We start from the raw sequence: 23714 nt of genomic DNA on the forward strand, positions 1-23714 counted from the left end.
GTCGCCTGGTGAGCGCTGCCGCGCTACACCTGACTCACTTCGGAATACAATCACCTCCGGAAATTCACCGATATCACTTCAGTACCTCAGGTCAAACTTTCAACCGACTACGCAACGGGCCTGCCTCACCAGCGCCGGCATGCCGAACGCGTACGAGCAACGCAGCGAAAGAATACTTTCGTCAGACAATGGATACCTCCACAGCAAATTCGTTTGACAGTAGATTGATGATCGCCTGCACAAAGCCGTCCCCTAAATGGTCCTGGGACGCCCTAAAGTTTCGCCAGACTACCCGCACCAGGCGCACATCGCCGAGATCTGAAGAGAGGCAGTCTGCAAGGGCGTCAAGGTTAGATCCGAAATATCCGCCGGGGCCATTTACAGCTTCACCCAACGCGCAATAGAACCCCGGCTTCGTAGGCATCTTCGCGCCATCCAGATATGCTACGTGGTCTGTTCCGTAGCTGCCAGCACGACGACTACTTGCGAACCAGGAATTTTGAACAACGTGCAACCAGTCATCGTGCTGGTCCATTGGCCATCGAAGCCATTCATCTTTCTCTAGTGCAGCGCAAGATGCCCAGCGACGCCAGATGTTCGCAGCTCCGGAATATTCACAGCGATTACCGAAGGTCGGATAGGATACCGTCGAAATTATGCCCTCTCCCAAATCTTCCCCAATATCCCCCCGCACAGCACGGCCCACAAAGTACTCTCCAATTTTTTCTCGACGTACGTTAATGACCCTTAGAATGCCATCTTCTACCCGTCTCATCCCTGTTCCGATTTCATGCACTCTCAGAAAGGTCACTTCCGGTGACAAGTCTCCTGAGTCTATGAAAAACCCCGATAAGTCCTCCGCCACCACAAGCGTATTTCGAGTTACCTCGTCAACTAGGGAATAGATCGGAGTGTCCACATTTCCAGCCTTCCCGACTCCGGATCAACCTCTCAATTCCAGCCCGAATCGGGAAAGTGAGGCGCTCCGAAGAGTTGTATCTTCTGATAGTGCGTAGATGTCCATCCGTATACTTTTACACCACCAGGAAGCGTCTTTTCAAGTATTCTGTCGCTGTCTGGCCGACCTGGCACGCGGTATTCCTTAGCACCTTTCCACCATGGATATTCACGTCCCTGATAAATGTCGTGAGACGTCAGTCTTCCCGCCGTTACGTCATCATACGCCGAAGCAATCTTGTTATTCATTCCCCTTGGCAGGGGGTCTGATAGTTTTCCTTTTCCGCCGCGACCTGTTGCCGCCCCGAGTACTGCGGCCAGTCCCAACGCTTGAGCGTCTGCACAATCATCGACGCATTGCCCTGCCGCGCCGGCGACTGCTCCGACTGCTATTAGGCAACCGGCGCCAGCTGTTTCCGGGCAGAGGATGGCGCCGACAGTGGCCACGACCATGGAGACGACCATGCCGTCCAGTGCTTCCCAGTAATCCTTCCAGCCAGGTGAGCCATACATAGCGTGGCGAAGGCGGACCATGATCGCGTTGTAGGCGTTCGAATCAGAGATATACCAGGTGTGCGGGCTCTGCTCGGCGACCATTTGGATGTACTCGCGGAGCTGCTGCGCCTTCTCCTTGGGAAGGGTCGGCACATTGGCTGGCGTCTGGCGCTTCGTCGGAGGCTTTGGAGCGGTGGGCTTTTTCTTGACTACGCCCCACTTTTTGGTCGTGGGGTTTTTGGCGAGTTTGGTTCCCTTGCCGCCGCCGGTGCTCCAGTAGCGGTCTTCATCGTAGGTGCCGCCGCTGGTGGCGAGCGGTCTGAGCCCGTCGGGATCGCTGAGGGTGCTGGGGTTGTTGTTGGCGTAGCTGTAGCCGTGCATCTGTTGGGGGTCGGCCGGGTCGATGAGCGGGTCGACGCTGATGAAGCGGCCGAGGGTGGGGTCGTATTCGCGGGCGCCGAGGTGGACCAGGCTGGTGTTGTCTCGGGTGCCGCCGACGAAGCCCTTGGTGCCGAGCCAGGGGGTTGGGGTGGTGCCGCGGTCTTCGCCGTAGGGCATGGTGCGGCGGCGCTGGCAGGCGAGGGTGCCGGCGTCGATCTGGATCTGGCCGGTGCCCTGGTGGTTGTTGACGGCCCACTTGAGCCCGGTGATGTCGCGGACGCCGTAGCCGTCGTAGTAGCGGGTGCCGTCCGGTTGGCTGCTGCCGGTGGCGAGGGCGAGCTCGGTGCCGCCGAGGTAGAGGGTGGTCTTGCCGGGTGCCCGGGAGATGAGCCGGTTGCCGTCGGCGTCGTACAGGTAGCTGGTGGTCTGCCCGTTCTCGGTCACCGTGCCGAGCCGGCCTTCGGGGTTCCAGGTGAGGGTTTGGTTGGCGCCGGTCCCGGTGGTGCGGGTAAGGGTGTTGCCCGCGGCGTCGTAGGTGAAGGCCCGGGTGGGGGTGCCGGCTTTGGGTCCGGTCGCGGTTACACCGGTGACCGCGTGCGGTCGGGGTTGTCCCGCCGCCGGGGTGGTGTAGGTCCAGGTGGTGTCGCCGGCAGCGGTGTCCTTGTCGGTCTGGGTGAGTCGGTTGCCGACGGTGTCGAAGGTCCACTGCCGCCGGTACGGGTCGGCGCCCGCGCGTTGTGGCGTGGCGCAGGTCCAGGCTGCTTCGGTCCACGCCTCGGTCAGCCGTTGCAGGTAGTCGTAAGTGAAGCATTCGACCTGGTCGCGGGTGCCGTCGGTCTTGCCTGCGATGGCGGCGACGAGCCCGTTGTCCCGATAGCCGTACTCGGTGGTGTACTTGTCGTTCCAGGTGCCGGGGGTGGTCTGGTTCTCCGTGTCGACCTGGGTGGTGGTCAGGCGGCGGTGCCCGGTGTCGTACTGGGTGGTCAGCCGGACGCGCTTGCCGGAGTTGCCGAGGTAGGTGCGGTAGGCCAGGCCGTCGTAGGCGTACTCGACGTCGGCGAGGTAGGTCTGCTGACCCGAGCTCATCGAGTCGAGCAGACCCTGGTTGAGGTAGTTGTAGGTCAGCGTTTCGGCAGGTAGGCCGCCGACGCCGGGGTGGCTGACGGTCGCGACCGCACCGTTGGCCTTGTAGGTCATCTGGGTCGTGTAGGTGCCGGCGAGGGCCCCGTTCGCGGTCGACGCCGGGATGGTGGCCGTGGCGGACAGCGGCCGGTAGCCGTCGTCGTACGAGCCGACGCTGGTGGTGTAGGCCAGCCCGTCGGTGTCGTACCGGGTGGAACTGGTCAACTGGCCGATCGCGACCGTGTCGTAGGTCCACCGGGCCGCCAGCCGCCCGGTGGAACTGTCCTCCCGAAGCTCGGTACGCCGGTCGAGGTTGTCGTAGATGTAGTGCTGCTTCTTGCCCCGCCCGTCCGTGGTCGCCGACACCGTACCGGTGCTGTGGTACGAGGTGAGCGTGGTCCCCGCGTCCGGGTCGACCGCCTGGGTCTTGCGGCCGAGCAGGTCGTAGGCGTAGCTCCAGGCGTTGCCGGCGGGATCGGTGACCGAGGTCAACTCACCGCGCAGGTTGTAGCCGTACCTGGTGCGGTCGTAGTCACCGGCGGTGTTCGAGGTGCGGTACTGGCGCTTCTCCACGACCTGACCACGGTCGTCGACCACCTCCCGGGTCGGGAACCCGCCCGCCGGTGGCACGACGACCGTCGAGTTCCAGGTGTAGGAGGTGGTGGTCTTCCAGAGGTATTGACCGAGCGAATACGTCTCGGCCGTCTCCTGCCGACCCCGGCCATCGTAGGTGAACCGGGTCTGCCGCTCGATCGCCGAGTCGGCCGCCGTCACCAGCGTCGACGTCGGTCCGGAGTCGGTGTTCCAGAACGCGGACTCCTTGACCGTCAGGCCCCGCTCGTCGAACACCCGCTCGGTGATGATCCGTTTGCCGTCGGCGGCGACCGTCTGGGTCTGCCGGTGCTGCAGCAGCCCGCCGTAGATGTCGTACGAGTCGATCTGGTTCCCGTTCGGACCCAACACCCTGGACCGGGTCCACGACGGTGCGGTCTGCGACGTGGTGTACGTGTACGCCTCGTCCGGGACACCCGTGGTGTTGCCCGGCCTAGTGACGGTCAACAACCGCCCGAGCGGATCATACGTGCCGGTGGTCACCTTGGTGTTGGCGTCGGTCACCGTCAACGGCAGACCACGGGAGACGTCCAGACTGGTCCTCGCCGTGTGCCCGGCCGCGTTGGTGATCGCCACCTGGGTGTTCAGCCGGTCCGCGTTCTCGGTGTAGGCGCTGGTGGTGGTCCGGTTCAGGGCATCGGTGGAGGAGGTGACCTGACCATGCGGGTTGTAGACCACGTTCTGCGAGGCGACCTGCCAACCACCGTCGACATAGCTCTCGGTTCTGGTCACGTTGCCCCGGCCCGGCGCCCCACCGTGGGCGGTGCCGTCGTAGTAGTAGCGGGTGTCAGCCAGCAGGGCACCGGGGGTTTCCGCGCAACCCTCCGCCCGGATCGTCCGCTGCTTGACGAACTCGTACTTGTAGGTGGCAGTGTTGTCGGCGTACGCGTACGTGGTGCACGTCTCGTCGCCATCGTCGAGACTGCCCTCGTCGGAGACCGTCAGGACCCGCCCGTACGTGGAGTCGAAGCCGGTGTCGACCCGCGACCGCCGCGACCAGGCCCCGTCGACCAGCTCCCAACGGTCCTCGAACTTCGTCCGGGTGATGTATGACCGGTGGACGTTCGGCACCGCCCAGTCCGTCGACAACGTGCGGGTGCCGGTCGTGACCGTCCACGGATCATTCTTGACAATCTGCACCACACTGCCGCCGGCACGGTCGTAGATCCGCTGGTTGAGCAGATGCCCACGCCGGTACTCGGTGTCCCAGGCCGCCCCGCCACCGGCCACCGAGTCGAACGGGGTGACCGACACCGAGCGGGTCCCGGTGTCGATGACGTCGCCGTGCAGGCCACGCAGATACAGGTAGTCGACCTGTGACCTGGTGCCGGCGCTGGGGTTACCCTTCCGCACGGTGACGTTGGTGTAGCCCGCCCAATCCGACCAGGACCGCTTCGGCAGCGACGCTCCCCACACCGAAGCGCCCTTCGACAGCCCCCACAGCACACTGCTGGAGGAGTTCTCCGTCGAATAGCTGTATTCGGTGGTGATCGGTGGGGAGCCGCCGACCAGGTCGGATTCGACGATCCTGGTCGTGATCCGCTTGTGCCACCACGACCAGCCGGTCTGGCCCGACGGGTTCGTGTAGTACTGCGCGAAGCAGCGCTTGGAGTTCTCGTCGGGATCGGGGAACGTACCACCGAACACGCAGCCGGTGTCGTTGCCCGCATAGGTGACCTCGATCTGGCCGCCCGTCTCCGTCTGGAGCCTCGTGATGCGGTACTTCTCGTGCGACTGCATCGTGCCGGCCGGGTCGTAGTCCGCCCGGTTCTGCGTCCTCGTGCCGAAGGTCAACAGCTTCGGCAGCGTCACCGTCCCGCCGCTCTTACCGCTGTGCTCGATATTGGACAGCCACATCACCGGCGACGGCGCCGTCGGGAAGGAGTGCCCGATCGCCCACTCGTCCACCGGCGAGTACGTTCCACTCTTCAACACCTGGGTGGCGATCTTCGACACCCGCTTGCTCGACCAGAACGTCGGCGCCAGATTGTTCGCGCAGGGCGCGCTCAGGCACTCCAGGTCCCACGGCGTGTCCGGCCAGTTCGTCTTGTTCCGCGTACCGCAGGAGCTGCTCACACAGCGGTCGGAGTTGGTGAACACGACCCGCGCCGGTGCCACCACCGACGAACCGTCAGAGGTATGGGTCCCGTACTCGACCCGGGTCAGGTGTACCGCACGGTGGTAGGCGGCTGTCGTCGACGCCGAGTTCATCACCCCGGTACGCACCGTCTCCCGGTCGTACCAGTACGAGATCTCGTTGCCGTTACGGTCCACGACATAGTCGAGCATCCACCGCCACGCCTGCTGACACCGCGACGCGGACGCCGACGACGAACTGAAACACGGCTCGCCCGAGTGGTTGGCGAAGACCGGCACCACCGGAGTGGAGTTCGTGTTCCCCTTACCGTTCGGCAGGGTCTGCCGGCCGAACCAGTACTGCGTCCCGTCCGTCGTGGTGATCTTCCAGTGCTCGCCGTTGTTGTCGCCGTTCGGAGCACCGGTCAGCAACTCGACCTTCGACCCGTCATCGTCGGCCAGCCGCCACTTCCCATCACTGGCCAGCACGATCTCACCGACCGTGCCGTTCAGCGAGACCTGCGCGTTCGGCTGCCGCCAACACAGATCCCCGGTGGACGCCAACACCGTCCAGTGCGGCGACAGCACCGGCTCCGAGTCGTCCACACACGGCCGGTAGGTCCGCTCGATGAAGCCGGGCGTGTAGCTCCACCCCTCACCGAACATCGACGGCTGGGTGTTCGACCCCGCCGTCTGCCCATCCACCGCCCCCGAGCTGTACGCCAGCCCCACCTCCGGCACCAGGCCACCCGGCACCGGCGGCGCCGCCATCGGATACGAGTAGGTGAAATCACCCGAGTTGCCGGCGACCGCCCACGTCGAGGACTCCTTCAGGTCCGACTTCGAGAAGTCCCCGGACTCCGTCGACGAACCACTGGCGGCCAACACCACCAGACGATCAACGTCCCCGGCGGGCAGCTCGACCTCGGCGGTGACCACACCAGCCTTCCCGTCATTGACCGAGTCAAGCCGCCCAACCTGCCCGCACTGCTCAAGCTCCGGACTGGTCAACACACACGACGGCATCGTCGCCAGACGCAACCGCCACGCCCAGTCACCCCCGTACGCGTGCGCGAAGGCCGAATAGTCCACCCGAAGCTCGACCCGGCCACCACGGCGGTCATCAGCGCGCTCGACCTTCAACGCCAACGGAACACCCGCACGCCCGGCCACCCCCCGGTCGAGAAGCTCGACCCGCACCCTGCCCGGCAGCTCCGACGCGTTTGCCGCATCCGTCAACCCTCGGTTCGACAGCACATCCATGTCGACGTCGTCGACCGCCGTCACCGTCACCGGCAGACCACCCGGCTCCACCGACCCCGGCAGCCGTCGCGACCGATCAGACGACAGCGGCAGGTCCACCACCGCAGAGCCCTGCGACGGCCACTCCACCGGGTCGCCCGGGTAGGTCGGCATCGCCGGCAACGGCTTCGGCTTCGTCGCCGCCGACGACACCCGCACCGGACGCTCCCGCCCGCCCGGCTCCGCCGCAGCCGCAGCCGGCAACGCCGGCACCGCACCCACCAACGAGGCCAGCAACACCCCCACCAACACCGACGGCAGACAACGAACCAGACGACGGGACAAGGCCGTGCGACGGTGAGCAGACACCCGAAACCCCCATGGGCCAAGTGATCATCAGCCACACGAGTATTCGCACAACCACGCTACGTGTCAATATCCGACAACGTGCTCAAGGTTTCAGCGAGACCACTGTGGACGCCAGCCGGAGATCGCGCTGACGTGCTGTCCACCTGCTGCGCTCGGGAGCCGGATCGTCCAACCGCCGGCACCGCCGGCGCGGCCGCCGTGCCCAACACCCGACACCGACCGGGCATCCGCTGACCTCGATGCGACAGGCCGATGTCATCCGGAGTTTCGCGGCGGTGCTCACCCCGTTCACGATCAACCGCGAGCGTACCCGTTCATGAAGAAGGTCAATCGACGCATCTTCGTCCTCGGTGGACTCGGTGCGGTCGGCGCGGCCGCGATGCCGCTGCGCGGCGCGCTCGCCGCGACCCCGTACCCGTTCAAGCTGGGGGTCGCCTCCGGCGAGCCGGCACCCGACAGCGTCGTGCTCTGGACCCGGCTCGCCCCGACGCCGCTGAACGCCGACGGGCAGGGCGGGATGGCCAACGCGGACGTCGCCGTCGACTGGCAGGTATCCACCACCGAGCGCTTCACCTCGCTGGTCGCCGCCGGCTCGGTCACCGCCCGGTACGCCGACGCGCACTCCGTACACGTGGTCGCCGGTGGCCTCGCCCCGGACTCCGACTACTACTACCGGTTCCGGGCCCAGGGGCACATCTCGGCCGTCGGGCGGACCAGGACGGCACCGGCGGCCGGCAGCTTCGGCCGGGACCTGGTGATGACCTTCGCCTCCTGCGCGCACTACGAGTCCGGCTACTACACCGCCTACCGCCGGATGGCCGAGGAGAACCCCGGACTGGTGCTGCACCTCGGCGACTACATCTACGAGGACGCCACCACCGCCGGCTCGGTACGCGAGCACGCGGGCGCCGAAATCGTCTCGCTCGCCGACTACCGCCGCCGGTACGCCCAGTACAAGTCCGATCCGGACCTCCAGGCGGCGCACGCCGCCGCGCCGTGGCTGCTGGTGCCGGACGACCACGAGGTGGAGAACAACTACGCCGGCACGGTGCGGGAGAACAACAGCCCGGCGCTGACCGCCGCGCAGTGGACCGCCCGGCGCACCGCCGCGTATCGGGCGTACTACGAGAGCCTGCCGCTGCGGCCCAGCTCGGCACCCTCCGGCAACAGCATCCCGCTCTACCGGCGGCTCCGCTGGGGACAGCTCGCCACCTTCCACATGCTTGACACCCGGCAGTACCGGGACGACCAGGTCTGCGGGGACGGGCGCAAGGTCTGCGCCGACGCCGACCTGCCCGGCCGTACGCTGACCGGCGCCGCCCAGGAGGCGTGGCTCCTCGACGGCCTCGGCCAGCACCTCGGCACCTGGGACATCATGGGTCAGCAGGTCTTCTTCGCCCGGCAGCTCGACGCGGCCGGCGCCGCCAACATGGACGCCTGGGACGGCTACCGCGCCTCCCGGTCCCGGATCCAGCAGGGCTGGCTCGACCGTGGCGTGCGCAACCCGCTGGTGCTCACCGGCGACGTGCACCGGGCCTGGGCCAACGACCTCAAGGCCGACTACGCCAACCCGGGTTCGGCGACGATCGGCACCGAACTGGTCTGCACCTCGATCTCGTCCGGCGGCAACGGCTCCGCCGACACGGCGATCCCGGACGCCGCCATCAACCCGCACATCCGGTTCTACTCCAACCGGCGCGGCTACGTGCGTACCACGATCAGCCGGAGCCAGGTCCGGGCCGACTTCCGGGCGGTCGCCACCGTGACCGAGCACGGCGCCCCGGCCGCCACTGTCGGATCGTTCGTCATCGCCGACGGCCGCCCCGGCCTGCAGGCCGGCTGAGCAGGAGCATCCAGATGAACCCCGTCACCTCGCTGCTGCTCACCACGCTGCTGGCGGCCCCGCCGGCATCGCCGGCACCGGCCGACGTGGTCCTCGCGTCCGCGCCGGCCACCTGGATCACGGCGAACAGCGTCGCCACCGGTGACCAGGACGTGCCGGCCATCGCCGCCAACCGCGCCGGCCGGGTCGCCGTCGTCTGGGAGGACGACCGCGACAGCAGCGCCCCGGAGGACGACGTCCACTCCGAGATCTTCCTGCGGGTCTTCGACAACGGCACCCCGCTCCACGAGCTGAAACTCTCCGGCGGCGGCACCTCCGGCGTCAACTGGAAGCACGTGACCCCCGACGTCGGGATCGACGACCGGGGCAACGTGGTGGTCGTCTGGGCGGACGACCCGGACGGCAACGGCTTCTACAACGTCCCGTACCGGGTGGTCTCGCCGACCGGGAGCGTGCTCGCCTCGGGCCGGGCCAACGCCTCCGCCGACGGCCAGCAGCTCCATCCGAAGGTGGCGGTCGACCCGGACGGCGCGCCGAACAGCAGCACGGCGGTCGCCTTCAGCGTCGCCTGGGAGGACATCCAGGGCTCCAGCCCGGCGACGATCCGGGTCGCCGGCTACACCGGCAACACCATTAAGGCGTACGAGGTGCAGGCCAGCCAGTCGGGCGGCGAGCACCACCGCCCGGACGTGGCCGTCTCCGCCTCCGGCGACGCGCTGGTGGTCTGGGACGAGGACGCGGACGCCAATGGGTCGTACAACATCGGCCTGGCCCGGTTCGCCCGGTCGAACGGTGCGGTGAACCTCTCCCGCCGGGTCGCCAACTCGGCCACCGGCGCCCAGCAGCGTCGTCCCGCGATCGCGGCCAACTTCACCGGCGACTTCGCGATCGCCTGGGAGTCCGACCACACCGGCACCGCCGGGGTGTGGGCACGGTCGTTCACCCGCGCGGCCACCGCCCGGCACGCCGACGTCGAGGTCTCCACCGGCACCGGCGCGGTGGCGCCCAGCGCCGGCATCGACGACCAGGCCAACGCCGTGGTCGGCTGGACGGTCCGCACCGCCGCCGAGGACGTCGCCGCCCGCGGCCTCAACCCGGACGGTACGACCACCGGCCGCCTACCCGCCCAACTGCTCGGCCGCACCACCACCGGCCGTCAGGAACAGCTCGCCGTGACCTCCTCCCCCTGGGGCGAGATCAGCGCCGCCTACACCGACGACAACGACGGCAACTCCTTCGACCAGATCCTCCTCGCCGTCGACGGCACCAACGCCGCCTGGTGAGGGTGCAAGGAAGGGGCCCTTCTACAACAGAAAACGATAAGCGGGGGCCCTTCCTTACACGAGGCGCCGATGCCAGGCGATCGCGGCCGGGTCGGTCAGCGAGGCGACCTGGTCGACCGCCACGCGGAGCCGCGCGGCGTCGTCGGGCGCCGCCTTCCACAGTGGCGCGAAGACCGGGTCGAGCACCTCCGGTGCCCGGGCCAGCAGCGCCGCCACCAGCTCGGCCAGGATCTGCCGCTGCTGCTCGTAGCGCTCCCGCGCGCCGGGGCGACGCATCACGTAGCGCAGCGCCATGCCCTTCAGCAGCGCGCACTCGGCCCGGATCCGCCGGGGTACGACGAGTTCGGCGGCGTACCGGCGCAGCGGGCCGCTGCCGTGACGTTCCTCGGTCGCCCGCACCGCCGCCGCGACGAAGCGCCCGGTCAGCAGGCTGGTGCTCGCCTTCAACGCGGCCAGGGCCCGGTGACTGCCGTCGTAGTCGTAGAGCGGGGCGAGCACCGGGTCGGCGAGGAGTCCGGCCAGGGTCCCGGCCAGGTCGTCGGCGGACTCGGTGGAGTACCGGTCGGCGACGTCGGCGCAGAGCGCCGCCCGCTCGTCGGCGTCGGCCCGCAACTGGGCGAGCCGCAGCCGCAGGTAGCCGCCGTGGATGCCGTCCTCGACGTCGTGCACCGAGTACGCCACGTCGTCGGCCCAGTCCATCACCTGCGCCTCCAGGCAGCGTACGTCGCCGTCCGGGGCGCCCCGGCGCAGCCAGGCGAAGGTGTCGGCGTCGTCGGCGTACACCCCGAACTTGCGCTGCCCGGGGCGACGCGGCCAGGGATATTTGCAGGTGGCGTCGAGCGCGGCCCGGGTCAGGTTGAGTCCGGCGGAGGCGCCCGCCGGGTCGTACACCTTGGCCTCCAGCCGGGTCAGTACCCGCAGCGTCTGGGCGTTGCCCTCGAAGCCGCCGCAGCCGTCGGCCAGCGTGTCGAGCGCCGCCTCGCCGTTGTGCCCGAAGGGCGGGTGCCCCAGGTCGTGCGCGAGCCCGGCCACGTCCACGATGTCCGGGTCGCAGCCGAGCCGGCCACCCATCTCCCGGGCGATCTGGGCGACCTCCAGCGAGTGGGTGAGCCGGGTCCGGAGGAAGTCGTCGGTGCCGGCGGTGTGCACCTGGGTCTTGGTGGCGAGCCGCCGGAACGCCGCCGAGTGCAGCACCCGGGCGCGGTCCCGCTGGTACGGGCTCCGCCCGTAACCGCTGTCCTTCACCGGCTCGGCGACCCGGCGCTCGGCATCCGGCCGACTGTTCACACCACCGATCTTCACCCGGCGGCCCCCGGCACGGTCAACCCCGGGCACGGGCGCGCCGGGCGGCGCATCTCAACCCCGCTGGGCGAGTACGCAGAACTCGTTGCCCTCGGGGTCGGCCAGCACCGTCCAGGTGACCTCCGGCGCCTGCCCGATGTCGACGTGCCGGGCACCCATGTTGACCAGCCGCTCGATCTCGGCCTCCCGGTCGGTGGGCCGGAGGTCGATGTGCAGCCGGTTCTTCGCCCCCTTCCCCTCCGCCACCGGCACGAACACCAGACCGGGCAGTACCTCGGGCGCCCGGCGGATCTCCACCTCGTCCGGCAGCTCGGTGACGATCTGGTAGCCGAGTGCCTCGGCCCACCAGCGCGCGAGTCGGGCCGGATCAGCGGCATCGACCACCAGGTTCTCCCAGACGGTGCCCATGCGCCACACCTCCGTTGCGAGGGAAACGAAGTTCGCGTGTCGACCACGTTACGCCCGGGTTGCCGGACGGGAAGGGTCAACGAATGCGCGACACACTACGCGATTGACCTGCGGCTGCGTACACAACAGCCGAACAGCTCAGAGTTGCCGGACGATTGCCGATGGTCATGGGACGGCACCTGGACGACGCGCGGTGTAGCGTGCCGGAGTCGGAAGGTTACCGGGCGGGGGGCTAAGGAGAGACACCAGTGAATACTGATGCCGCCCTGCTGGCCGAACTGCACCGGCTGCGTCGCGCGGTGCCGGAGATGTCGGGTGCGGTGCTGGCCGCCGCGGACGGGCTGTTGGTCGCCGGCGAGCTGCCGGGCGCCGACCCGCACCATGTCGCCGCCCTCGCCGCGGCGGGTCTCGGGATCGGTGATCGCTTCGCCCACCTGGTCGGGCACGGCCCGCTGCGGGAGTCCGTGGTCCGCGGCGCGGACGGCTGGATCGTGGTCTATCCGGCCGGCGAGGACGCGATCCTGACCACCGTGGTGCCCGAGGAGACCGACCTGAGTCACCTGCACGCCGAGGCCCGCCCGACCGCCGCGCGGCTCGGCGCGCTCTGGAACGCCGTACGGCAGCCGACGGTGGCGACCGCGATCCCGCCGAGCAGCGACCCGGACGCGCCGCTGGCCACCCGGACCCCGATGGCCGCACTTCCCGCCGGCCTCTGGTCCTCCTCCGGCGGCTGGCGCCCGCAGGGACGGCAGTGACGGCGACAGGGGCATGACGGTGGCCTGTCACCACTCCTCGACGGAGCGGCGACAGGCCACCAACCCTCGGTCGCCGGGTCAGCGACTGTCGGAGCCGGCGGACTCGACCGTCGCCCGGCCGGCCTCCAGGCGGGCCACCGGCACCCGGAACGGCGAGCAGGAGACGTAGTCCAGCCCCACCTGGTGGAAGAAGTGCACCGACTCCGGGTCGCCGCCGTGCTCGCCGCAGACCCCGAGCTTCAGCCCGGGACGGGCCGCCCGGCCCTCCTCGCTGGCGATCCTGACCAGCCGGCCGACGCCCTCGGCGTCGATCGACTCGAACGGCGAGATGCCGAAGATGCCCAGCTCCAGGTAGCGCCAGAAGAAGGCGCCCTCCACGTCGTCGCGGGAGAAGCCCCAGCCCATCTGGGTCAGGTCGTTGGTGCCGAACGAGAAGAACTCCGCCGCCTCGGCGATCTGCCCGGCGGTCAGCGCGGCCCGGGGCACCTCGATCATGGTGCCGATCAGCACCTCCACCGCCTGCTCCCGGGTCACCTCCGCGATGATCTTTTCGGCCTCGGCGCGTACCGTCTCGAGCTCCTGGACCGCGCCGACCAGCGGCACCATGATCTCCGGCTTCGGGGTGCCGCCGCCCCTGGCGCACTCCACCGCCGCCTCGACGATCGCCCGCACCTGCATGGCGAAGAGGCCCGGGATGACCAGGCCGAGCCGGACACCGCGCAGGCCCAGCATCGGGTTCTGCTCGTGCATCCGGCGTACCGCGCTGAGCAGGGCCTCGTCCCGGGCGGCGTCCTCGCCCCGCTCGTGCGCGACCGCCACGTGCACGGCCAACTCCTCCAGCGAGGGGAGGAACTCGTGCAGCGGCGGGTCGATCAGCCGGACGGTGACCGGCTGCCCGTCCATCGCCCGGAAGACCTCGACGAAGTCGGCCCGCTGCAACGGCAGCAGTTCGGCCAGTGCCGCCCGCCGCTCGTCGTCGGTCCGGGCCAGGATCAGCCGCTCGACCAGGGCGCGGCGGTCACCGAGGAACATGTGCTCGGTCCGGCAGAGGCCGATTCCCTCGGCGCCGAACCGCCGGGCCCGGGCCGCGTCCTCGCCGGTGTCGGCGTTCGTCCGCACGCCCAGCCGCCGCCGGGTGTCGGCGTGCGTCATGATCCGGTGTACGGCGGCCACCAGCGGATCGTCCGTGGTCTCGGCGTCGACGCTCCCCTCGAAGTAGCGCACCACCTCGGAGGGCCAGACCGGCACCTCGCCGAGGTAGACCTTGCCGGTGGTGCCGTCGATCGAGACGACGTCGCCCTCGGAGACGGTCCGGCCGTCGACTGTGAACCGCCGGGCCCGGACGTCGACATCGAGCGCGTCCGCGCCGCAGACGCAGGTCTTGCCCATCCCCCGGGCCACCACGGCGGCGTGGCTGGTCTTGCCACCCCGCGAGGTGAGGATGCCGCGCGAGGCGATCATGCCGGGCAGGTCGTCCGGGTTGGTCTCCCGGCGGACCAGGATGACGTCCTCGCCGGCCTCGGCCAGCTCGACCGCCCGCTTCCCCTCGAAGACCACCCTGCCGACGGCGGCCCCGGGTGAGGCGCCGATCCCCCTGGCCAGCGGGGCCGGATCGGTGTCGAGCTTGAAGCGCGGGAACATGAGCTGGGCGAGTTGGGCGCCGTTCACCCGGTGCAGCGCCTCGTCCAGGTCGATCAGACCCTCGTCGACGAGTTGGGCGGCGATCACGAACGCGGCGGCGGCGGTGCGCTTGCCGACCCGGGTCTGCAGCATCCACAGCTTGCCGCGCTCGATGGTGAACTCGATGTCACAGAGGTCGCGGTAGTGCTCCTCCAGCGTGGCCATGATGGCGAGAAGTTCGTCGTACGCCGGCTTGTTCAGCTCTTCGAGCCGTTGCAGCGGGACGGTGTTGCGGATGCCGGCCACCACGTCCTCGCCCTGGGCGTTGGCCAGGTAGTCGCCGTAGATGCCCTGGGCGCCGCTGGCCGGGTCGCGGGTGAAGGCGACCCCGGTGCCGGAGTCCGGCCCGAGGTTGCCGAAGACCATCGCGACGACGTTGACGGCGGTGCCGAGGTCGGCCGGGATCCGCTCCTGCCGGCGGTAGAGCACGGCCCGCTCGGCGTTCCAGGACTCGAAGACGGCGTTGATGGCGAGTTCGAGCTGCTCCCGGGGCTGTTGCGGGAAGTCCCGCCCGGTGTGCTTGCGGAAGATCGTCTTGTATGCCGACACCAGTGCCCGCAGGTCGTCCGCGTCGAGGTCGAGGTCGTTCTCGGTCCCCTTGGCCCGCTTGGCCTCGTCGAGCGCGTGCGCGAAGTCCTCGCCCGGCACGTCGCAGACCGTCTTGCCGAACATCTGGATGAGCCGGCGGTAGGAGTCCCAGGCGAAGCGGTGGCTGCCACCGGCCTGGGCGGCGAGGCCGGCCACGCTCTCGTCGTTGAGCCCGACGTTAAGCACCGTCTCCATCATCCCCGGCATGGAGAATCTGGCTCCGGAACGGACCGAGACCAGCAGCGGGTCGGCCGGGTCACCCAGCCGCTTGCCCATCCCCTTCTCCAGCGAGGCCAGGTGGGCGGCGATCTCCTCGGCCAGCCCGTCGGGCTGGGCTCCGGTGTTCAGGTACGCCTGGCAGGCCTCGGTGGTGATGGTGAATCCGGGCGGCACGGGCAGCCCGAGGTTGGTCATCTCGGCCAGGTTGGCGCCCTTGCCACCGAGCAGGTCCCGGAGGTCCTTGTTGCCCTCGGTGAAGTCGTAGACGTACTTCTGTCTCTTGTTCCCCTTGTGTCCCGCCGTCTGCTGCGCTGTCAACGGACCCTCCCACGTGCGCCGTTCGACACTGAACGAAGGTTTAGCCGCTCTCTACCTACCCAGGGGACGGTTGCCCGTACCAGCGGGAACGGCCGGCTGCTGGTGGGCGAAGGCTAAGCGACCGGCGGGTGCCCTGGGACCGTTCGGTGACAATCCGCACACTTGCGAAGGCTGTACGTGTTCGCGAGGTTGTGTGGGAACGATCCCACGAGCAAGATCAGTCACCAGGCCCCGACCCGCAGGCCGGAAGAGGCCGGGCCGCTTCGGCGTTGACCCAGGACGACAGGCCCGGCCGAAATGCCCGTACCAGAGGGTGATCAACCCTTGACAGGTAGCCATTTCGAACGTACGTTTCATGAAATTTGCCCGGAATCACCTGCGGCTCCCCCGGAGAGATCTGCCGTGCGACCTGCCACATTCCCATCCCGGTCCACCCTCACCACCGGCCCCGACACCCCGCCCCGGCTCACCGACGTGCTACCCGCGCCCGCGCGGGTGGAGCCGACCGCAGGGGTCGAGTTCGTGCTCACCCCCGGCACGACCATCCGGACCAGCCCGGGCCCCGATGCCGGCGCGGTCGGCCGCTACCTGGCCGACCTGCTGCGCCGACCCACCGGCTACCCGCTGCCGGTGGTCACCGCCGGCCAGAGCGACCTGCCGGGCGGCATCTCCCTGCTGCTGACCGGAGACGAACCGGCGGCGGCGAGCCGCCCCGACACCGCAGCGGCCCGCACCACGAGCCGCCACAGCACGGCAGCGGCCGGCGTCGACTCGGCGGAGGGCTACCACCTGGAGATAACCGCCACCAGTGTGGTGGTCCGGGCCCGCGCCGTGGCCGGGCTCTTCTACGGCGTGCAGACGCTGCGGCAGTTGCTGCCGGCGAAGATCGAGTCGGCCAGGCGCCAGCCCGGCCCGTGGGTGTTCCCCGGCGGCACGATCTCCGACCAACCCCGGTTCGGCTACCGGGGCGCCATGCTCGACGTGGCGCGGCACTTCTTCGCCGTGCCGCACGTGCTCCGCTTCATCGACCACCTGGCCCGCTACAAGCTCAACCACCTGCACCTGCACCTCACCGACGACCAGGGCTGGCGGATCGCCGTCGACTCCTGGCCCCGGCTGACCAGCGTCGGCGCCGCCACCGAGGTCGACGGCGGCCCCGGCGGCCACTACACCAAGGAGCAGTACGCCGAGATCGTCGCGTACGCCGCCGCCCGGCACGTCACCGTCGTCCCCGAGATCGACCTGCCCGGCCACACCAACGCCGCGCTGACCGCCTACGGGGAGCTCTCCCCGGACCGCGTCGCCCCGCCGGAATACATCGGCACCGACGTCGGGTTCAGCACTGTCGCCATCGACAGCGAGCGGACCTACCGGTTCGTCGACGACGTGCTCGGCGAGGTCGCTGCGCTCACCCCCGGCCGCTACCTGCACATCGGTGGCGACGAGGCGTTCGCCCTCGACACGGCCGACTACGCCCGCTTCATGAACCGGGTGCAGCAGATCGTCACCGGGCACGGCAAGCGGGTGCTCGGCTGGCACCAGATCGCGGTCGCCGAGCACAGCGCCGGGCGGGTGCTCCAATACTGGGGCACCACGGACGAGGACCCGACCGTGGCCGCCGCAGTCCGGGCCGGCGCCAAGCTGCTGCTCTCGCCCGGCAACCGCAGCTATCTGGACATGAAATACTCCGCGGCCACCCCGCTGGGCAAGGACTGGGCCGGGCTGGTCGAGGTGCGCGACGCGTACGACTGGGATCCCGGCAGCTATCTGGCCGGAGTGCCCGCCGAGGCGGTGCTGGGCGTGGAGGCACCACTCTGGACGGAGACGGTCCGGACGATCGGCGACATCGAGTTCATGACCTTCCCCCGGCTGCCGGCCATCGCCGAACTGGGCTGGTCACCGGGGCAGGCCCGGGACTGGGCCGACTTCCGGCTCCGGCTGGCCGGGCACGGCGTCCGGTGGAGCACCGCCGGGATCACGTTCCACCGCTCGCCCGAGGTGCCGTGGGCGGGCGTTCCCGTCGTACCCGAACCCCGCCCCGGCGGTCCCCCCTCCCCCGCCGCCGACCCCGCACCGACCCCTTCCGGACTCGGGAACCCCGGCGCGGCCTAGACCCAGACAGCTTTCCCCGACATCCGCCCTCGGGCGACTCCGGCCCGCCCTCAGGCGGGTCCGGCTGGCCGCCCTCAGGCGGATCCGGCTGGCCGCCCTCAGGCGGATCCGGCTGGCCGCCCTCAGGCGAATCCGGCTGGCCGCCCTCAGGCGGGGCCGGGGCGGGGTCCCGGCGGGGCCGGAAGACGACCAGCAGCGAATTACCCGAGATGACTCAGCCGCCGGAGTCGGCGAGCTCGGCGCCAGCCGGCACCTCGGCGCTGTCCCGGTCGGCCAGCCAGCCGTCCGGCAGGAAGACCTTGCCCGGCGAGTTGGTCCGGCCCCGGGGCTGGCCGAGCGTGTCGACCGGAAACGGCTCGGCCGGATCGAGCTTGCCGAGCAGGTCGTCGAGTTCGGCGAGGCCGCTCACCATCGCCAGCGCCCGGCGCAGCTCGCCGCCGACCGGGAAACCCTTCAGATACCAGGCGACGTGCTTGCGGAAGTCGACGCAGCCGTCCCGCTCGGCGGTGTCGGGCCGGTCTCCGCCCCCGAACCAGTCGACCAGCAGCTCGGCGTGCCGACGCATCGTCGCCGCCACCTCGCCGAGCGCCGGGAGCCTACGCACCGGCCGACCTTCGAAGGCGGCCGCCAGGTCCGCGAAGAGCCACGGCCGGCCGAGGCATCCCCGACCCACCACGACACCGTCCGCCCCGGTCTGCGCCACCATCCGGAGCGCGTCGTCGGCCTCCCAGATGTCGCCGTTGCCGAGTACCGGCACGTCCAGCGCCTGCTTCAGCGTGCCGATCGCGTCCCAGTCCGCCGTACCGGAATAGCGCTGCGCGGCCGTACGCCCGTGCAGGGCCACCGCCGCCACCCCGGCCTCCTGGGCGGCGAGCCCCGCCTCGACGTACGTCAGATGGTCGTCGTCGATGCCCTTGCGCATCTTGACCGTCACCGGCACCCCGGCCGGGGTGGCCGCCCCGACCGCCGCCCGGACGATCCGGGCGAAGAGCCGGCGCCGCCACGGCAGCGCCGCCCCGCCGCCCTTGCGGGTCACCTTCGGCACGGGACAGCCGAAGTTGAGGTCGACGTGGTCGGCCAGGTCCTCCTCGACCACCATCCGGACCGCCGCCGCCGTCACCTCCGGATCGATCCCGTAGAGCTGGAGGCTGCGCGGCCGCTCGTCCCCGCCGAACGCGATCATCCGGAGCGTCTTGGGATTCCGCTCCACCAGCGCCCGGGTCGTGACCATCTCGCAGACGTACAACCCACCGCCCTGTTCCCGGCACAGCCGCCGGAACGCGACATTCGTGATCCCGGCCATCGGGGCAAGGACGACCGGCGGCCACACCGAGTACGTGCCCACTGCAAGGAAGGGCCCCTTCTTATCGCTTTCTGTAGAAGAAGGGCCCCCTCCTAACGGCTCAGCCATAGCACACTCCCTGCCGCTTCCGATCGTCATACACAGCCCCCCACGTTATCCACAGGTTCGCGGCAGGGCCCTGACAATGTATGTGAGGCCGGAGCAGCCTGCGCCGATGAGCATCGCCACGCCGTCCTCCGGTGACCGCCGACCGAGCATCGACAGCCTCGCCGAGCGCCAGCAGCAGATCGTGACGCGGGCACAGTTGCTCGCCGCCGGCATCGATGACATGCACATGTACCGCCAGACGCGACGCGGTCGATGGCAGCGAGTGCTGCCGGCGACGTACGCCCTGGTCACCGGCACCCTCAGCGACGAACAGCGACGCATCGCCGCGTCGCTCTATGTCGGGCGGAGCGGACAGCTCACCGGACCGGCGGCCCTGATCTGGTACGGCTTCCGTTATGCCCCGCAAACGCCGAAAATGCAGTTGATCGTGCCGCACGGTACGCGTCGCGCCTCCAGCGGCCACGTCCTGGTCTGCCGGACCCTCTCCCTCGACGACCGCGCCCGCGACGGCGGCCTCTACCAGGTCTGCTCACCGGCCAGGGCGGTGGTCGACACCGCACGCGACCTGCGTGACCTCCGGGTGGTACGGGCGATCGTGGCGGAGGCCGTGCAGCGGAGCTACACCGACCTCGCCGCGCTGGACGAGGAGGTGATTCGGGCCGGCCGCAGCCGCACCGCGCTGGTACGCCGGGCATTCCAGGAGGTGGTCCGGGGTGTCCGGTCGGCGCCGGAGGCGGAACTGCGGGCCTGTCTCTCCGGGAGCCGGTTGCTGCCGGAGATCGTCTGGAATCCTCGGCTGCTGAGTCGGGACGGGTCGGGCCTGCCCGCCCCGGACGGCTACATCGCGGAGGCGGCGATCGCGCTGGAGGTCGACTCCCAGGAGTTCCACTTCGCACCGGCCGACTGGCACCGCACAATGGATCGTCATAACGAACTGAGCCGGCACGGTGTGCTGATCCTGCACTTTCCGCCGGCCCAGATCCGCCGGGAACCATGGCGGGTCCGACAGATCGTCGAGGACGCGTACCAGTCCCGCCGAGGGTTCGGTGACCGGTGCGGGGTGTTAAGCGGGGCCCCCTCTACCGCAGAAAGCGATAAGCGGGGGCCCTTCCTTTCACCGGGGCTTCAGCAGCCGGGGAGGCGGTCCAGGAGGTAGCGCTCGACCTGGTCGATGGAGATGCGCTCCTGGGTCATGGTGTCGCGGCTGCGTACCGTGACAGCGTTGTCCTCCAGGGTGTCGAAGTCGACGGTGACGCAGAACGGGGTGCCGATCTCGTCCTGCCGGCGGTAGCGGCGGCCGATCGCCTGCGAGTCGTCGAACTCCACCACCCAGCGCCGACGGAGCGCGGCGGCGAGGTCCTTCGCCTTCGGCGAGAGGGAGGGGTTGCGGGAGAGCGGCAGGACGGCCACCTTGACCGGGGCGAGCCGGGGGTCGAAGCGCAGCACGGTGCGCTTGTCGACCCCGCCCTTGGTGTTCGGCGCCTCGTCCTCGTCGTACGCCTCCAGCAGGAAGGCGAGCACGGCACGGGTGAGGCCGGCGGCCGGCTCGATCACGTACGGCACCCAGCGCTGCTGCTTCTCCTGGTCGAAGTAGGAGAGGTCGACGCCGGAGTGCTTGCTGTGCGTGGAGAGGTCGAAGTCGGTGCGGTTGGCGATGCCCTCCAGCTCGGAGAACTCGGTGCCGCCGAACCGGAAGCGGTATTCGATGTCGACGGTCCGCTTCGAGTAGTGCGAGAGCTTCTCCTGCGGGTGCTCCAGGAAGCGCAGGTTCTCCTCGGAGAGACCGAGGTCGACATACCAGTTCCAGCGCTCGCGCAGCCAGTACTCGTGCCACTCCTCGTCGGTGCCCGGCTCGACGAAGAACTCCATCTCCATCTGCTCGAACTCGCGGGTCCGGAAGATGAAGTTGCCCGGGGTGATCTCGTTGCGGAACGACTTGCCGACCTGGGCGATGCCGAACGGCGGCTTCTTGCGGGCCGAGGCGGCCACGTTGTTGTAGTTGACGAAGATGCCCTGCGCGGTCTCCGGCCGGAGGTAGTGCAGGCCCTCGTCGCTCTCCACCGGGCCGAGATAGGTCTTCATCAGGCCGTTGAACATCCTCGGCTCGGTGAAGGTGCCCTTGTTGCCGCAGTTCGGGCAGTTCAGCTCGGCCAGCGAGGCCGGCGGCTGGCCGTGCTTCTCCGCGTACGCCTCTTCGAGGTGGTCGGCGCGGAACCGCTTGTGGCAGGACTGGCACTCGGTCAGCGGGTCGACGAAGGCGTCCAGGTGGCCGGAGGCGGCCCAGACGTCCCGGGCCAGGATCACGGCCGAGTCGAGGCCGACGATGTCGTCCCGCTGCTGCACCATGGTCCGCCACCACTGACGCCGGACGTTCTCCTTCAGCTCCACGCCGAGCGGGCCGTAGTCCCACGCCGACCGGGTGCCCCCGTAGATCTCGCTGGACGGAAAGACGAAGCCTCGACGCTTCGCGAGACTGACGACGGCGTCGATACGGTCGGCTGGCATGGCTACCTCCTACACCGGCTGGCGGCCGGCGGGGACAATCGTCGGGACGGTCAACGGGATCGACGGGACCCGGGCGGGGTCAACGGGGTCAACGGGATCGACAGGATCGGCGGGGTACGGACGACGGACGGCGGAGACGACGGACGACGGGACGGGACGGGACGACGGGACGGGACGGGCACTCGGACCCGGCTCGGGCGGTGCTCTGCACAACGGTACGGTCACCTGCGGCCCGAGCCCAGCAGATTACTCCACGTCGACGGCGGCCCCGTCCTCGGCCGGCCGGCCGTCCAGCGACTGTCCACCCCCGTGCCCGAGGTCATCGGATGTCGCAGACCCGCAGGCTGCCGGTTGTCGGATCCTGATCGAGCAGGGCCTGGAGGTTGTCCTGCCCGCCACTGGCGTAGGTGACGTCCACCGGCACGCTCAGCTCGCTGGTCAGCGAGATGTCACCGACCTGGAAGGACGCGATCTCCGGCTCGGCGCTGACCCGGCGCTCGAACTCCGCCGGCGACTCCCGCTGCTGGGCGGACTCGCAGAGCAGGCCGTACGCCTTGTCGAACTCCTCGTCGTCGATCGCGTCGAGGTACTGGGTCACCACCGACCTGGCCTGCTCGTTCAACGCCTCGGCTCCGGAGACCAGGAGGCCGACCAGTGCCGCCCCGCCACCGCCGCAGAAAAGTACGACGGCGAGGGCGGCCACCCCGAGCCCGAGCCACATCCGCGCGCCCCGGCCCTCGCTGGGCGGCGCGGGGAAGAGCGGCTCGACACCGGGCCCGGCCGGCGGCGGGGGCGCCGTCACCACGGCCGTGACCACCGGCGACGAGCCGCCGTAGCCCGTGGGCGCCGTCTGGTAGCCGTAACCACCCGACGGCACCTGCTGACCGTGGCCGGGCGGCGCCATCTGGTAGCCGTAGCCACCCGGCGGCACCTGCTGACCGTGGCCGGGCGGCGCCATCTGGTAGCCGTAGCCACCCGGCGGCACCTGCTGACCGTGGCCGGGCGTGGGTGCCTGCGGGCCGTGGTTCGCGGGAGGTGTGTGGTGGCCGTAGGGGCCGGCCGGTGGCGGCGGATAGCCGCCGGGCGGACCGGGCGGTGGTACGGATCCGCTGCCGGGCGCGGCGGGACCGTCGGCCTGGCCGGGCTCGTAGGGGGACGGCGGCCCGCCGGGCGGTCCGGAAACGGTCATGGGGCTAGGGTAGTGCCCGGCTCCTCACCGGCCGGAGTCAGCAGCCGGAGCCCGCGACCGGAGTCAGCGACCGGGGTCGACGGCCCGGTCGCTCGGGGTGACGTCGACCTGGCCGTCCGGTTCGGCGCTGGCGAGCGTCTCGTACGCCGACGGCTCGTCGAGCGACTCGGCGAGCAGTGGAGTGGCGTGGATCTTGACGTCGAAGGCCCCGAGCGCGCGGCGGTAGGTGCCGACCGACTCCCACTCGGTGATCATGCACCAGTGCCGTGGGTCGTCGAGTGCCCGCAGCAGCCGGCCCCGGCGGTAGCCCGGCCGGGCGGCGAGGGCCGCCAGCGCGGCGTGCGCCCGTTCGGTGAAGGTCCCGGCGTTCTCCTCCGCCACCACGAACCGGTTGGTCACGAGCACGTACGCCTCCTGCCGTCGCGCTCCCGGCCGGCCGGGCGGGGTGTCGCGGGCAACAGCCGGCCGGCCGGGGTATCGGGATCTCGTAGAGTCTGTGGGATGCAGCGTACGCAGAGTGTCCTGCTGACCCGTCTGGCCCGGGTCAACCCGACGGCGGCGTTCCTCGGCGCGCTCGCGCTGGTGCTGGTCGCCCTCTTCGCACCCGGGATCGTCGGCGGGGCCCTCCTGCTGCTGCTCGCCGCCGGGCTGGCCGCGCTGCTGGTGACCACGTGGCCGGTGCAGCGGCCGGCGACCCGGATGCTCCGGCTGGTGATCCTGACCCTGCTGGTCGCCGCCGCGCTGATGAAGATCCTCTGATGAAGATCCTCTGATCACGACCACGGGCCTGAAGCACTTTCATGCAAGCATGCGTTTTTGACAATCATTCTCATTGTCGCGCAGAGTG

The 23714-nt window shown here is 69.6% G+C and carries 15 protein-coding genes; 6 read left to right on the plus strand and 9 right to left on the minus strand.

All coding sequences use genetic code 11. From position 1 onward, the window contains the following. Positions 1-181: 181 nt before the first annotated feature. Both ACN27G_RS21860 and ACN27G_RS21865 read right to left on the minus strand, forming a co-directional pair. Complete coding sequence (locus ACN27G_RS21860; protein WP_421494636.1) at positions 182-919, minus strand: barstar family protein; 738 nt, start codon at positions 917-919, stop codon at positions 182-184. Between the two features lie 32 nt (positions 920-951). After that, positions 952-7194, minus strand: coding sequence for an RHS repeat domain-containing protein (locus ACN27G_RS21865; RefSeq protein WP_421497415.1), 6243 nt, complete (start codon positions 7192-7194; stop codon positions 952-954). Positions 7195-7570: 376 nt separating this feature from the next. Between ACN27G_RS21865 and ACN27G_RS21870 the strand changes: the two genes are divergently transcribed. Together ACN27G_RS21870 and ACN27G_RS21875 are read left to right on the plus strand one after the other, a co-directional pair. Then, the gene (locus ACN27G_RS21870) at positions 7571-9097 is read left to right on the plus strand and encodes an alkaline phosphatase D family protein (protein WP_421494637.1); all 1527 of its coding nucleotides are present in this window, start codon (positions 7571-7573) and stop codon (positions 9095-9097) included. 14 nt (positions 9098-9111) lie between these two features. Further along, on the plus strand, positions 9112-10380 hold the full coding sequence (locus ACN27G_RS21875; protein WP_421494638.1) for a hypothetical protein: 1269 nt from the start codon (positions 9112-9114) through the stop codon (positions 10378-10380). Between the two features lie 54 nt (positions 10381-10434). Here ACN27G_RS21875 and ACN27G_RS21880 read toward each other — a convergent pair whose 3' ends face one another. Together ACN27G_RS21880 and ACN27G_RS21885 are read right to left on the minus strand one after the other, a co-directional pair. Further along, a complete protein-coding gene (locus ACN27G_RS21880; protein ID WP_421494639.1) occupies positions 10435-11667 on the minus strand; it encodes a deoxyguanosinetriphosphate triphosphohydrolase in 1233 nt (410 codons plus the stop codon). Between the two features lie 69 nt (positions 11668-11736). After that, the gene (locus ACN27G_RS21885) at positions 11737-12090 is read right to left on the minus strand and encodes a VOC family protein (protein WP_421494640.1); all 354 of its coding nucleotides are present in this window, start codon (positions 12088-12090) and stop codon (positions 11737-11739) included. Positions 12091-12338: 248 nt separating this feature from the next. Here ACN27G_RS21885 and ACN27G_RS21890 point away from each other — a divergent pair, with 248 nt between their 5' ends. After that, on the plus strand, positions 12339-12845 hold the full coding sequence (locus ACN27G_RS21890) for a roadblock/LC7 domain-containing protein (RefSeq protein WP_421494641.1): 507 nt from the start codon (positions 12339-12341) through the stop codon (positions 12843-12845). Between the two features lie 78 nt (positions 12846-12923). On the opposite strand, the gene ppdK is transcribed toward ACN27G_RS21890, so the two are convergent. Continuing rightward, entirely contained in the window at positions 12924-15650 is a 2727-nt protein-coding gene (ppdK, locus tag ACN27G_RS21895) for a pyruvate, phosphate dikinase (protein ID WP_421494642.1), read from the minus strand. A gap of 297 nt (positions 15651-15947) precedes the next feature. Here ppdK and ACN27G_RS21900 point away from each other — a divergent pair, with 297 nt between their 5' ends. After that, positions 15948-17762, plus strand: a complete 1815-nt coding sequence (locus ACN27G_RS21900; RefSeq protein WP_421494643.1) for a beta-N-acetylhexosaminidase — start codon at positions 15948-15950, stop codon at positions 17760-17762. A 214-nt stretch (positions 17763-17976) separates the two neighbouring features. On the opposite strand, the gene dusB is transcribed toward ACN27G_RS21900, so the two are convergent. Continuing rightward, positions 17977-19107 carry a tRNA dihydrouridine synthase DusB gene (dusB, locus tag ACN27G_RS21905; RefSeq protein ID WP_421494644.1) on the minus strand — a complete coding sequence of 377 codons (1131 nt, stop codon included), beginning with the start codon at positions 19105-19107 and terminating at the stop codon, positions 17977-17979. 172 nt (positions 19108-19279) lie between these two features. Here dusB and ACN27G_RS21910 point away from each other — a divergent pair, with 172 nt between their 5' ends. After that, positions 19280-20329, plus strand: coding sequence for a type IV toxin-antitoxin system AbiEi family antitoxin domain-containing protein (locus tag ACN27G_RS21910; protein ID WP_421494645.1), 1050 nt, complete (start codon positions 19280-19282; stop codon positions 20327-20329). Here ACN27G_RS21910 and ACN27G_RS21915 read toward each other — a convergent pair. From ACN27G_RS21915 to ACN27G_RS21925, 3 genes are all read right to left on the minus strand, one after another. Further along, on the minus strand, positions 20299-21678 hold the full coding sequence (locus tag ACN27G_RS21915; RefSeq protein WP_421494646.1) for a glycine--tRNA ligase: 1380 nt from the start codon (positions 21676-21678) through the stop codon (positions 20299-20301). The genes ACN27G_RS21910 and ACN27G_RS21915 overlap by 31 nt on opposite strands. A gap of 319 nt (positions 21679-21997) precedes the next feature. Further along, positions 21998-22582: a hypothetical protein gene (locus tag ACN27G_RS21920; RefSeq protein ID WP_421497416.1), complete on the minus strand. Its 585-nt coding sequence runs from the start codon at positions 22580-22582 to the stop codon at positions 21998-22000. A 348-nt stretch (positions 22583-22930) separates the two neighbouring features. Further along, positions 22931-23272: an antibiotic biosynthesis monooxygenase gene (locus ACN27G_RS21925; protein ID WP_421494647.1), complete on the minus strand. Its 342-nt coding sequence runs from the start codon at positions 23270-23272 to the stop codon at positions 22931-22933. Here ACN27G_RS21925 and ACN27G_RS21930 point away from each other — a divergent pair. Then, the gene (locus ACN27G_RS21930; RefSeq protein ID WP_421494648.1) at positions 23207-23626 is read left to right on the plus strand and encodes a DUF6703 family protein; all 420 of its coding nucleotides are present in this window, start codon (positions 23207-23209) and stop codon (positions 23624-23626) included. The two genes, ACN27G_RS21925 and ACN27G_RS21930, sit on opposite strands and share 66 nt — an antisense overlap. The last annotated feature ends 88 nt before the right edge of the window (positions 23627-23714 follow it).

The sequence above is a fragment of the Plantactinospora sp. WMMB334 genome (genome assembly GCF_049179095.1).
Classification (GTDB): Bacteria; Actinomycetota; Actinomycetes; order Mycobacteriales; family Micromonosporaceae; genus Plantactinospora.